Annotated in this window: 11 protein-coding genes; all 11 read right to left on the minus strand. The window is 26.0% G+C overall.

The genetic code is table 4. The features are described 5' to 3' along the window. The 11 genes from T401_RS06955 to T401_RS06970 all read right to left on the minus strand — a co-directional run bounded on the left by T401_RS06955 (position 1) and on the right by T401_RS06970 (position 13506). Positions 1–1155: a YihY/virulence factor BrkB family protein gene (locus T401_RS06955; protein WP_052169666.1), complete on the minus strand. Its 1155-nt coding sequence runs from the start codon at positions 1153–1155 to the stop codon at positions 1–3. Then, positions 1155–2567, minus strand: coding sequence for an Asp-tRNA(Asn)/Glu-tRNA(Gln) amidotransferase subunit GatB (gatB, locus tag T401_RS0102395; RefSeq protein ID WP_033178897.1), 1413 nt, complete (start codon positions 2565–2567; stop codon positions 1155–1157). Before gatB ends, T401_RS06955 begins: the two co-directional genes overlap by 1 nt. After that, positions 2560–3885: an amidase family protein gene (locus tag T401_RS0102400; protein ID WP_033178898.1), complete on the minus strand. Its 1326-nt coding sequence runs from the start codon at positions 3883–3885 to the stop codon at positions 2560–2562. The genes gatB and T401_RS0102400 overlap by 8 nt, the downstream gene beginning before the upstream one ends. Next, the gene (locus T401_RS0102405; protein ID WP_033178899.1) at positions 3885–4178 is read right to left on the minus strand and encodes an Asp-tRNA(Asn)/Glu-tRNA(Gln) amidotransferase subunit GatC; all 294 of its coding nucleotides are present in this window, start codon (positions 4176–4178) and stop codon (positions 3885–3887) included. The genes T401_RS0102400 and T401_RS0102405 overlap by 1 nt, the downstream gene beginning before the upstream one ends. A 7-nt stretch (positions 4179–4185) precedes the next feature. Beyond that, positions 4186–5019 carry an RluA family pseudouridine synthase gene (locus T401_RS06960; protein WP_033178900.1) on the minus strand — a complete coding sequence of 278 codons (834 nt, stop codon included), beginning with the start codon at positions 5017–5019 and terminating at the stop codon, positions 4186–4188. Next, positions 5012–5632: an SMC-Scp complex subunit ScpB gene (gene scpB, locus T401_RS0102415; protein WP_033178901.1), complete on the minus strand. Its 621-nt coding sequence runs from the start codon at positions 5630–5632 to the stop codon at positions 5012–5014. Before scpB ends, T401_RS06960 begins: the two co-directional genes overlap by 8 nt. Then, on the minus strand, positions 5622–6437 hold the full coding sequence (locus tag T401_RS0102420; protein WP_033178902.1) for a segregation/condensation protein A: 816 nt from the start codon (positions 6435–6437) through the stop codon (positions 5622–5624). The genes scpB and T401_RS0102420 overlap by 11 nt, the downstream gene beginning before the upstream one ends. Positions 6438–6449: 12 nt before the next feature. After that, on the minus strand, positions 6450–7247 hold the full coding sequence (locus T401_RS0102425) for a lysophospholipid acyltransferase family protein (RefSeq protein WP_033178903.1): 798 nt from the start codon (positions 7245–7247) through the stop codon (positions 6450–6452). A 14-nt stretch (positions 7248–7261) separates the two neighbouring features. Then, on the minus strand, positions 7262–7561 hold the full coding sequence (locus T401_RS06965) for a 4'-phosphopantetheinyl transferase superfamily protein (protein ID WP_033178904.1): 300 nt from the start codon (positions 7559–7561) through the stop codon (positions 7262–7264). 139 nt (positions 7562–7700) lie between these two features. Beyond that, positions 7701–9026, minus strand: coding sequence for a C1 family peptidase (locus T401_RS0102435; RefSeq protein WP_033178905.1), 1326 nt, complete (start codon positions 9024–9026; stop codon positions 7701–7703). Between the two features lie 109 nt (positions 9027–9135). Beyond that, the gene (locus tag T401_RS06970; protein ID WP_033178906.1) at positions 9136–13506 is read right to left on the minus strand and encodes a coiled-coil domain-containing protein; all 4371 of its coding nucleotides are present in this window, start codon (positions 13504–13506) and stop codon (positions 9136–9138) included. Positions 13507–13856 lie beyond the last annotated feature (350 nt).

Below are 13856 nucleotides of genomic sequence, written 5' to 3' on the forward strand. Positions count from 1 at the left end.
CTAATCTTCTGAAGAATAATTTTCTGTATTATATTTTTTATAAAAACTATTTTTAGTTTTGTTTTTGAAAAATCATGTTTTAGCAATAGTGGGTTGGTTTATGAATATTTTATGGAAACTTGCATTTACAATTAAGCCTGTATAAATGAAATAAGACATAACTGACATTAATAAGATAATGTACATAAATGATGCAATAGGTCCATATTTATTATAAGGAATAATTGAAGCTAATGACCCAAATATTAATATAAATATTGATGTAGGAATAGCAGAAATCATTGCGCCAGGATGGGCATGATTTAATTTCAATTTAAAACTTGGTGCTCACTTAAAGAAGATTAGAAATCCAATATAAGTGAAAAATGGTAATAATAAAATGATAGTAAAATAATAAATCAATCAAAATTCGGTCTTCAACTCTAAATTTTTAATTGTAAAATCGCTGGTTATTTCAGAAGGAAATACACCGAATTCACTGCTTTCAATTAAAAATGTCATAAAAGCAGTGAAACCCAAAAGCATTAAAGTTAAACCAAAAGTCAAAATAATACTAATAACAACACCTTTTAAGCGATACATTCACATTCTTCTAGGAGTTTTGTGTTCATATAAAGCATCGATTGAATAAGCAAATTTTGCATATCCTTTACTTGCTAATCAAATAATTGAAACAGCAAATAAAATGAAAGCAATAATTCCACCAGCCCCTTTTCAAATGGTAGCCATATTAGGTAATGTTGTTTGAACTCCAGGAATAATTCTTCCTAAAATGACATATCTTAACACAATGTCATAATGTTCACTAATAGGTCCTATAATTGCTACAAATAAACAAGCAATTGGAATAAATGATAAAAATAAATACATTGCATATCCAGCTGGAATAAAAGCAAATTCATTTGAATTTATTTTTTGATAAGCATCATCAACGATTTCTTTACCTTTGACTTTAGAACTTTTTAAATATCTTGGAATAGCTAAAAACAAAATTCCATAAATAATTCATTTAAAAATTTTTTCAAAAATGTTAGAACGTCTTTTATTGGCAATTACTTGATCGTTTTTTATGTTTTCTTTTTTTGGCTCATTATTTCTAATCACCCGAGCTTGTCAACCTGTTTTTAATTTATCTTTCTTTTTTCTAAATCCCATTAATTAAATTTATCCTTTAATATTTTGTTTAATTCAGCAACATTTGCTTTACCCATTGTTTTTTTCATAACTTGACCTAACATGAATTTTGAAGCCTTATCAAAATTAGTTGTAAATTGGTCTTTTAACCCTAAATTTTCCTCTAAAACTTTTTCTATAATTTCTTCTAATGAAATTTTTATTTGTTCAATAATTAAATTATGTTTGTTAGCCAATTCAAAAATACTTTCTTTTGTTGATTTTTTTAATTCAATTAATGTAGCAATGCTTGTTTTATTAATTTTTTGTTGAACTAACAAAGTAATTAATTCCTTCGCTTCTTTTGGACTTAACCAAAATTCATTAATTGCAATATTATTTTTATTTAAAAAAGTCACAATTTCAGCAAAGAAAATATTAGCTGATTTTTTTAAATCTTCATAAGCAATTTGGTCTAAATAATTTGCATAATCAATATTGTTTAATAATTGTGAAATTTGAACATTATTTAAACCGTTTTGTTGATATCTAATTTCTTTTTCATAAGGAATTTCTTCAATTGAAACTGAATCAATTAATTCATTAGATAACCTTACAAAAGGTAAATTTGGATCAGGGAAATATTTATAATCAATACTATCTGCTTTTGAACGCATTACAATTGTTTGTTCAGTTGCTTCATCAAAACGTTTAGTTGTTTGTTCAAATGTCTCATGATTTAAATAAGCATTAACTTGATAATTAAATTCGGATTGAATGGCTTTTTCAATATTTGATAATGAATTTAGGTTTTTAATTTCAACTCTTGTATTTAATGCGGTGGTATTCTTTTTTCTTACTGAAATATTTACATCTGTTCTTAAACTACCTTCATTCATTTTAGCTTCAGAAATATTCAAGGCTAAAGCCGTCTGACGAATTGCTTCAACATATGCAATCGCTTCTTCAGCTGAATGAATAACTGGATTAGAAACAATTTCAATTAAAGGGACTCCGGCACGATTTTGATTTAAATATGTTTTGCCATTTTCATGAACTGATTTAGCAGTATCCTCTTCTAAATGAATACGTTCAATTAACACTTCTTTTCATTGATCTTTGACTTTTATTTTAATTGAGCCATTTTTGCCAATTGGTCGAAATTGTTGAGTAATTTGATATCCTTTGTTTAAATCAGGATAGAAATAATTTTTTCGATCAAAATGAATTTCATGATCTATTTCCATATGTAAAGCTTTAGCTAATTTTATTCCTTTAATAATTGCTTGAGAATTGATTAAAGGTAAAGTCCCAGGATAAGCTAAATCAATATTAGAAACACAAGTATTTTCTTTAGCATTATAAGTATTTGGCGCCGGTGAAAACATTTTAGTTTTTGTATTTAATTCTAAATGAATTTCAATCCCAATGACCATTTCCCAATCACTATTCATTTAAACCTCCTATTATTTTCTCAATATAAAGAGCATAGCTAAATAAAGATTGATCTTGATATAAATCGGTTTCTAAGGCAAGATTAAATGGCATATTAGAATTGGATTTATTGCCTAATTTTATTGTCATAGAAGGATTACCTGATAAATTGGCACCAGTTAAAATAAAATCTCAAATTGATTTAGTTGTAACTTCATTAAATTTAGGGGCACAATCATTTGAAGCAGGAAAAATCAATAAATCACATTGACGATGAATTTCTTTAAAATAATTAACAATATATCTGCGCATTTTTTTGGCTTTAACAAAATATTTAATTTGGTTTTCTTGTTCTAAAAATAAAGAACCTAAAATTAAACGAGACTGAACCATTTTTCCTAATCCTGATGAACGAGTAGCAATATAAGTATCAACTCAATTTTCTTTTTCAATTCTTGTTCCAAAATTAGTACCAACTAAATTTGCTAAATTAGAAGATGCTTCAGAAAATGAAATAATTTTATAAACAACATCAATTGCAGTAATGATTTTTGGATCTGGCACTACTTCAACCACATCAATGCCTTCATTTTTCAATTTGTTAATTAATTGATCATAACGTTGTTTAACTTCATTATTAATAAAATTATCAGTTTTAAAATAAATAACTTTTTTGGGTTTTCTTTCTATTATGTTTTTATAATCAAAAGCTAAATCAACGCTTGTTAAATCATGTTCTAGATCTTGTTTATATAAACAACTTGATAATTTAATACTATCTGCAACGTTATGAGTAAAATAAGCAACTGTATCCAATGATGAAGCAAAAGCAAATAACCCATATCTACTAATTGCACCATAACTAGGTTTAAAACCAACTTTGCCAATATTAGAAGCTGGTTTCCTTACAGAATCCCCTGTATCTGAACCAATTGCAAAACTAATGTTTTGGCTAAATGTAGCAGCGGCTCCTGAAGAAGAACCACCAACTAAATATTCTGGATTTATTGGATTCCTAATCAAACCAAAGGCAGAATATTCACCACTACCACCTAATCCAAATTCATCTAAATGGGTTCTTGCTACACATGTTGCACCTTGTTCTTCTAATAATTTAACAATAGTTGCTTTATATTGGGGTTTGAAATTATTTAAGATTAATGAAGAAGCCTTAGCATATACATCGGTATCAGCATAATTATCTTTAATGGTAAAAACACAATTTGATAATTCGCCTTGAGAATTTAATTTAGCATTTTCAAATAAATGAGCAACTGCATTGTTTTGATCATTTTTCAATTCAATGATTGCTTGTTTTAAATTACCTGGATTTTTCATTAAATTACCTTCTTCATAATAACAAAATCTTGATCATGATCACTAGCATTATTTAATAAATCATCTTTTTTGATAACATATTGCAAATCAGGCTCATCTTCTCTTAATAAAGCAAAATCAATTGCTCGCTCATTTATATGTGTCATTGGTTTAATTCCGGTTAAATCCAATTGATCTAATTCCTCTAATTCATGATCGATATTTGCCAATAATTGCTTGGTTAATAACACAACTTCTTCATTAGGTTCAAATAATAAATCACTTGCTAATTTTTTAATTCTTTCTTCATTCATAATAATCCTATCATTTTGGAGGTACTATAAAAATTTGGTTATTATATTCTTGAAATTCCTCACTTAAACCATGGAATTTGACTGAATATGAATGTAAAAACATTCTTCTTGCTCATTTTCCACCATATTTTAAATCACCTAAAATTGGAAAGTTTAAATATTCCAAGGTTGCTCTAATTTGGTGTTTTTTTCCTGTTATAATTTGGGCAAAATGCTTATTATTTTCAGTTCAAAAAATTGTTCTTGCTTTTACTCCAAAATTAGGATCAACAACCATTTTTTCATTGTCAATATCTTTTTTTAATCTAACAGTAATATCAGTTTTTGGTTTATTAAAATCAGAAACAAATTGATAAACTTTTTCAAATAAATTTTGTTTTTCTTCAAATTCAACTAGGGTTTTATAGTTTTTGGCATAAACTACTAAACCACTAGTTTTTTTATCAATTCTACCAATTGAAGCTGGTCTAAATGAACTAGTTTTTTTATAATTTAAATATTTTAAAATTTGATCGTCTAAACAGTTTTCTTCAGAATGCATTGCCACATTAATTGGCTTATCAACAATCAATAAATTTTTATCTTCAAACACTAATTTAAAATTAATGTTCGCAGTTTTTCTTTCAAATGGCTTAATTGCATTTTCAATACCGTAAACGGTTATTTCATCATTTAATTGAATTTTATATTGCTTATCATTAATTCTTTGATTATTTATCTTTAAATCTTTTTGGCGAAAGATTTTTTCAATTCTTGAAATTGGGACGTTATCTAAAACTTTAACCAAATATTTAAATAGTGTTCTCCCAACATCATCTTTTTTAGTTTTAAAATTAATCATCTTCGCCTTCTGTGGTTAATAAAACGTCTGCTTCATTAATTTCTTCATGTCTTTGTGAGTCAAATAAATTGAATTCTTCTTCATCCATTTCTTCGTTGTTATAACGATTGAATTCAGGAAATGGTGGTAATTCAGCCAATGTTTTAATTTTAAAATAATCATAAAACTTATTAGTAATTCCATAAAGAATTGGATTTCCAGGAGTAGAGGCAACACCAACTTCCTCAATAATTCCTTTTGCTAATAAATTAGCTACAATATTATCGCTAACTACACCTCTAATGTTAGAAATCATTGAACGAGTAACAGGCTGTTTATATGCAACAATACCAGCTACTTCAATTGATGCATTTGATAAATGTTGTTTTCTAGTGATTGTTACCATTTCAGAAATATAGTCTTTTACTGATTCAATGGTCAAAAATTTAAAAACATCATTAAATTCATGAACTTTAATTCCACGATCCAAATCATTAAAATACTTTTGAAAATCTTTTAAAACACGTCTTGCTTCTTGAACGGTGTTTGTTTTAAAAATGTCTTTAGCCTGTTCACTTGAAAGTCCTTCGCTACCTTGAATAAATAATAGGGCTTCAATAATTTTATTCTTCATATTCTACTCCTTTATAGAATTTAATTAGTCCTTCATCTTCTAACTGTTCCATAACAATAATTTGTTGTCTAGATAAATCTAAAATGGCTAAAAGCGTGATTACAAAATGACCCATTGTTGGAACATTAAAAATTTCCTTAAACGCAACTTCATTTTGATTCTTAAATAATTTTAAAATCCTTTTCTTTTGTTCTTCTGGGCTAACAGCGATTGTTGAAATAGTAATATTTCTGATTAATTCAGCATAAGTTCTTTCAAACATTTTTCTTAAAGTAACCACTAATCTAGAACTATTTGCATGCCCATCTAAAATAGTGTTATCAAATTCTTTTTCAAAACCTGAAGTATCTTCTGGTTGCTTTTCAAAATAATTCTTCCTTTTTTCTTCTTGTTGTTTTAAAATAATTGAAATTTCTTTGAATTTTTCATATTCAGCAATTTGCTCCAATAATCTCTTTTTTTCTTCTTTAATTTCTTCTTCAGCTTCCGGATCTTGTAAGACCATTCTTGCTTTTAATTGTAATAATGTAGCAGCCATTACTAAATATTCTGAAGCAATATCGAATTCATAGGCTTCTAAACTTTTAATAATGTCTAAATATTGAGTTGCTAATTCTGCTAAATCAACTTCAAAAATGTCAATATTTTTTTCTTTAATTAAACTTACTAGCAAATCAAGTGGTCCATCAAAATTTTTTAATTTAAAAATGTGTTTTTCTCCATTTAAAAAAGTAGTCTTATCTTCTTCATTTGGAACATTTGAAATTGAAATTTCTTTTACAATGGGTTTTTTGAATTCTTCCATAACTAACTTCTTTTATTTTTTGTGAGCGCTTTTTGTATAAGTATTCTTAATTGTTTCTTTTGATGTGATAACTTGATCAACATATGAAGAAGCAATAATGTTTTGAACCTGAGAAGCCAAATCACTTGAAGAAATGGCGCTAAAACTTTGCGGTTTTAAAACTGGATGGAAAATAACTTCTATTTTTAATTTGCCTTCTCGATTATTATCTAAAGCATTGGCAGCATTATTAATTGTAACTGGCACAATTGGTAAATAACAATCTTGTGCAATTTTAAAAGCACCAGCTTTAAAATCATTTAATTTTCCAGTTTTTGTTCTTGTTCCTTCAGCAAAAATAACACCACATGAATTATTTATTTTGACAAATTTACCAAATTCATATAATGTATTTACCATTTCTCTTGGTTTTTTCATATCTAAATAAAAAGTATCAATTAAGGAAGCAACTAAGGCAACACCTTTTTTGTCTTGAACAGCACTATTTGCAATGAAATTTACTGTTTTACTCTTTGCTTCTTTATTACCCCTGTTATATAAAGCAACATCCATAATTAAAGCATCTAAATATGTTGAATGATTAGGAATAATTAAACATGAAGTATTTGGAACATTATCAAATCCTTTAACATCTAATTCAATTCCTAAATATTTAAGCATTTTAGCAAATCTTCTTTGAACAGTTTCATTTCGTTCAGCCTTTGAATAATATTCTGGCATTCTTTTATGTCTTCTTGCTTTGTCTTGTAAATTTCAATATAAACAAGCTAATGGTAAAATATTTCAAAATTTTCTAGTTCTTAATTTCATTTCTAAACTCCTTATTATTTTTTAGCAATGGCAATTACATAATCATCTTCATTTGAAGTTGATAATTCAAAATCCAAAAAAGAATACCGACCAACTTCAGATTTAAAAATATCAATTTGATTAAAGTTTTGGTATTGATTATCAGCTTTAAAAATTGCTTCCTTTAAAGCTCATCTTGTTGCCAAGAAATTCGGTCTCTTATCTTCTTCTAACGTTTCAAACTCTACTTTTTCATTAGGCGATAAGAATTTGTTTATCGTAGAATTCTTCATTTTCTTAAACCTTGATATTCTTGTTAAATCAATTCCGATCATAAATCCTCTTTTATTGCTATAAATATTTAAAATTATAAAAAATAATCGTTTTAATATTTCAAAATGCCAAAAAATAAACTTTTTTTTGTTTGTTTTTGTTAAAAAACAAAAAAAGTTAGCTTTTTTTCTAACTTTTTTCTTAAACTAATGGATCAAATGGAGAAAGTTCAATTTCTGGTTTTTCTAATCCTGATAATGCTTCTTTTGATAAATATTTCTTATGAACAATAGCCATATAGTTAAATTCATCAAATCATTTATCGCTCATTGAAAAAATTCCTTTTTTACCAACATTGTCTCCTCAAGAATTTTCTACTTTTCAAGAAATAGGATTACCATTTTCATCTAAATTAACTCCAACAAAGTTCATAGCATGGCTTAATAATGAAGCTCTTGATTCAAATCTTTCTCTTTTACTGAATTCTGGAGTTTTTGTTAAGGTTAAATCATAGTTATATAATTCAGGATCCATTATTCCTAAAGCGCTATTTGACATTGTTCCAACATCACAACCAAATCAAACTGTTTCACCATCTTTTAATTGGCTAATAATTGCATTTTTCATTTCTTTCATTGAAACATTTAACATTTTAACTGGTTTTTCATCAGTTCTATTTTTTAAATAATTCATTGTTAATAAGGTATTTTTTGGATGTTCTTCTCTTGGATCAACTACAATATCGATTCTATCTTCAATATGTTTCTGAGCATATTTTTCATAAAATTGTTGTGGAGTAATGTTGCTTAATCTTTGGAATTTTTTATCCTTATCCATGTATTCAAAATCAAATGATTTTGGAGGTTTACCTAGGGTTTTTACCAAAATATTGTAAGTATCAATTAAGGCTTGTTCTCTTAATGATTCGACTAATTTCAAATCATGATTTTGTTGTCATGAAGCTCTCATTCTTGAAGTATATGCCTTTAATCTTCAATTTAATTGTTCTAATAAAACATTAGTTGCTTCGCTGTGGAATGATTCATTCATTGCTTGTTTTGGACAAACACCATATTTTTTAACAACATTGCTAAAAAATTCTCAATATCCACCATCTTGAACAGGACGTTCATTCATCATTCTAAATAAACGATCTTCATTATCAACTTCTAATCCTTCTTCAATTACATAATCTAAATAAAAATTAACTTTTTCTAATTTGTCAAAAAAATGAACGTAGTTTTGTGATAATTCTAAACTTTCAAGATTTAATTCTTGCATTATACTTACTCTAACTTCATTTAGGGCAGCAAAAATTCAACATCTGCCTGATGATTTTTGATTGGTAATTGAACCAATCTTAGTTTCAACTGAAAACATAAAATTGTGTTTTTTTACAACTTCATTATTAATAGAAGAATCCCTAATTCCATTTTTAAAAATTGCATTTTCTACTACTGAATTAAGTGCATTTTTATTGTATTCTTCTTCCATTTTATTTAATAAATTTAAACTAATTGTTCTCATAATTCTCCTTTAATTTTTAAATTCTATCACATTAAAAAGTTTTAATATTAATTAAAAGACAATACCTTTATGGTAATGCCTTTTAATTAAATGTTAATCAATACTAATGTTATGCCTGATTTGCTATTGCTTGTCTTAAGGCTTTGGTTTTTGTTTCAAGAATTGCTATACATTCTTGAAGTTTATCTCAACTATAATGGTTGTTTGATGAAGGAATATAGCCTGTAATCTCATAAAAGTATTCATTTCCTAAAGCTTTCTTGATATCTTCAAGGATTGAAATTGCTGAATTATAAACATTATTTCTATTAACAAATTCATCTAATTCTCTTCATTCTGTCAAATTAGAATATTGGGAATTTTCAGTTAAATATTTTCTTGTTTTTTCAGTCTCATTGTCTAGTCTGATAAATGTTTCCATGCTTTCTTGTTTTAGAGTTTGTCTTATTTTAATGAATTCAATTTCGCTTTTTGCTATACCTAAATTACGTTGATAGAATTCATAACCTTGATAATAAACTCCATCTGTAAATGGAGAATTTGCGAATAATCTCAATTTCTCAATTTTTTTATTAATTGAATTGTTAAATATGATTTCTATGTCGTTTTTTGGCTCTGGGTATAGTATTGAAGAGTAATTTTCAAGAATTTCTTTTATTTCAGCTTTTGCTTTAGTTATTTCTTTAATGTATGTTGTTTCAGAAATGATTACATCACCAATATTATTAATTTGACTAGTTAATTCGATAATATCTTTTGAATTTTCATAACTTTCATTTATAAGATTGTCATGATTATAGGCCATGTTATCTCTATAATCTTCAATTAAGTTTGTTAATTCATGTTTTTTGTCTAAATACATTTCTCTTAAATAAGATAATTTAAATTCATGTATTCTTGTTAGGTATTCATTTAATTTGTTTGCTAAAGTGTTTTCTTCTTCAGTACTTAAAATATTAATAGCTTCATATTCTTTTTTAAACTGTAGAATTTCATTTTTTAGTTCTTGTTTTTCAGCTTCTTTTTTAATTTTTAATGATTCGCTGTGTTCATATTTTGGAATAAATGACGAATCCATTAAAACTAGATTAGCTAAATTAGATAAAGTGGTGAAATAATTTTCATTTTTTTTACGTTTTTCTCTTATGATTGCTTGGATTTTGATATTGCTTTCACGCTCAAGATTTTCTAAATCAACTAAATTTCTATTTGGATCATATTGATATTGTTCTAATTTTGATTTTAGATCTTGGAAAACTAAAATATCTTGAGAATAATCTTCGGGAGATAGTTTTGTTAATATTTCATCAACAATATTAGTATTTGTTTTTAATTTGGCTAAATCTTCAGATCTTTTAGCTTCATATTTTTCTAATATTGAAGCATAAACATTATTTAAGTTTTCTTTAGCTTTTTTAATTGCAACTGGATCATTAGTTTCCAATACTTGTTTTAATGCTACCAAAGCATTATTCAAGTTTGTGTTTTCTTGAGCAAACATTGGGTGAATTTGAATATTACTAATTTTTAAATCTTCTGATTCAGAAACTAAAGATTTGGATTCTTCTTTTAAAGAAGCTAAATATTGTTCATATTCTTGATTAATTGAAGACACTTGCTCATCAATTGTCTTTTTGTAATCATTTAAAACGTTTAAATCATTAATATTTGATAATTGTTGCTCAATACTATTGCCATGAGACACTAAATTTTCGATTTTAGTGGTTAATGATTCATTGACTTTTTTGTCATCTAAATCTTTTATCATAGCAATTGATGAATTTAGAGCTGCTTTTGCATTTGTCAAATCAATTTGATGTTTTTGTTCTTTAGCTTTTATTAATTCATTGCTTAAGTAGTTAAATTTTTCAATTAATTGTTCATTTGAACCTTTTTCCAATAAGTTTTCTGCTTTTAATTTTTCTGAAACTAAATTGTCATAGATAGTTTTATATTGATTTTGATTTTGAATTGAAGTAATAAAAGTTGTTAAATTATCTTTAATAAAATTATTTAAATTATTATAAGCATCTTCATGTTGGCTTACAATTTCATCAAACTCAGTATTAGCTTCAGCCAATGCGGATTTAGTTTTTTCAAGTAAAGCTAAAATTGATTTATCATTATTTTCTTGTCAAGCTAATGCTTTGTTGAAATAATCTCTAATATCATTAATTTTTTCATCAAAGTTTGCCTTAGCAATTGCTAATTTTGGATGATTTTTTGTTTCATATAATTTTACTTTTGAAGCAGAGATAAATGTTTCTAATGATGATAATTCCTTGTATTTTGAAAGATCGTCAACATGTGAGTCTAACAATTTATCAGCATTATTAATTTTGTTATTTAAATCTTCTTTATTAAAATCAGTAGTATTGTTTAAATAATCTTCAATTTCTGCAATTTTTGAATCAATTATTTTATTATATTGTTTTTCTGATTTGTTATTTGCGGGGTTATTTTTCAAAGCTTCTAATTCATTTTTCTTGTTTGTTAATTCATTTTTTAAATCTTCAACACTAGCACCAATATCGTTATTAACTTGTTTTAAAACTTTCTTTAATTCTTGCTTTTTGTTTTCGATATTTGGAATTGTTTCAGTGTTTAAAATTTCTTCATCCACTGAATTAATTGCCGTTTTTAATTGATTATATTGATCAACATATTTAGGATTGTTTTTAATTTCTTCAGCTTTGTTGTTTAATGAGCCTAGAATTGCTTTTAATGAATTAATTGCTTCATTTCTTTTACTATCATATTCATTTTTAATTAAATCAAAATCCGTTTTTAAGTCATTCATTTTTTTATTAATTAATGTTATATCATTGCCACCATTAGCATTTTTGGATTCATTAATAATATTGTCTAATTTTTCATTTTGATTTGCTCATTTATTGTCATTTGTAATATATTTATCTTTTCATTTAATAACATTAGCAATAGCTTGGCTCATTGACTCTTTAATGCTATTAGTTTTTTCCTCACTGATTTCTTTGATTTTATCATCAACTTTTTTATCTAGATCTTTTAAATCGGTAATGGTTTTAGTTGAATCATTTAAGGCCTGATCAACTTCTTTTATCAATTTGTTTAATTCATCAATTTGGGTTTGATCGGTAGTTGAATTAAGTTTATTAATTAAATCTTGAAGATCAGTTTTATCAGTAGTTAAATTAGAAACTGCTTGCGTTTTTTCTTGATCATATTTGGTTTTAATTTCATTATAAATGGTTTCTAGCTGATCTTTCTTATTTATCATTTGATCTTTATCTTTTGATTCTAAGGCTTTTTTTGCTTCATTTAAAGTTACTTCTAATCTTGGTTTGTCTTTGACAAAAATTGGATCACCAGTAATTTTGTTATTTAATTCGTTAGCTTTTTCAATTAAGATTGATAAATCGGTTTTGGTTTGCTTATTGGTTTTTAGATCCTTAATTTTTTGATCGACTTTGGCTTGATAATTCTTGACTTGTTTATTGATGTCTTCGACAGTAATATCATTTAAGTTATCTAAGCAAGCATTTTTAGCATCATGATAAAATTGGTCAAAAACTGCCTTATCAGATGGACTTAAAGGATCTATTTCTTGGCTTGTTTGAAGAGTTTCTAAATTCTTGTTATTTTGTTTATATGCTTTTTCTAATTCTAATAAAGCAAGCAATTTATCAGCCTTGTTATTTAATTCAGTAGTTTTGTTTTCAGTTTCTTTATTACCAGAATTGTTATTGTCTGGTAATTTGTCTTTGTCTTGTTTTAAATTTTCTAATTCTTCAATCACTTTATTAGTAATTGTTGAATCAGTTGTTGAATTTCCGCTTGAACCATTATTGTCTTCTGAACCATTATTTTTTGTTTCTTTTTCTAATTTTGCAATTTTGTCTTCTAACTCAGTTTTAGAAGCTTGATATTTTAAGTCATTAAAATTTTTTACAAACTCATCATATTTTTGATGAATTAATTCTTTGTCAGCTTTACTTAAAAGTTCTTTGTTTTTATAAGGATCGATAAAATTTTGGATATTATCAATTAAAGTTTGTGATCTATTAACAAAATTTGCTTGAGTTTGGAGATTTAAAGTATTTTTAAAAGCATCAACATCATTAACTAAAGAATCAAATTTAACAAGAAGCACTTGGTCTTCTGCTTTTTTAGTATTAATGATTTTTTCAATTTTATTGCTTACTTCTTTGTCTACTTTTTCTAATTCAGTAGTAGTGGTATCCTTTTTATTTAAAGCTTGATCAATTTGATTTTTAGCCGTTTCCAATTCAGTAATTCGATTAGATTCAGTGTTAGGATCCATTTTGTTTATTAATTCATTGATTTTTTCTTTTTGTTTATTTAATTGATTAATTCAATCTTTCTTGTTCTTTTTTTCACTTTGCTTTGTCATTGCTAAAGGAATCAAAGATAACTCACAAACAGCAGCTGCTGATAATATTGTTCCTCACGATATTTTATTTTTCTTTCTATTGCTCATAAAACCTCACATACTTAAAAATTACTTATTTTAAGTGCTTTTTTATACAATTTTAACAAGAAAGGCCAGTTTTTTTTTTTTTTTGTAAAGAGCAATATCAATTACAGAAAAAAATAATAATTTTTAGTTTTAAAAAAGTAAATAAAAAAGGGGGAGGTATTATTATTTCTATACAAAATACATGATTATAACTTTAAAATAAAAAACAAGGACTTCACCCTGTTTATTGAATTTTTAAGCAATTGGATCTCAAGGTTCGATTTCGATAGGCTCTTCTTCTAAACCTTTTAAATATTTTGGATCAACATATTTCTTGTCAACAATTGATTCAAACATATATTCGTCAAATC

It is taken from the genome of Mycoplasma anseris ATCC 49234 (assembly GCF_000702805.1).
Classification (GTDB): domain Bacteria; phylum Bacillota_I; class Bacilli_A; order Mycoplasmatales; family Metamycoplasmataceae; genus Metamycoplasma; species Metamycoplasma anseris.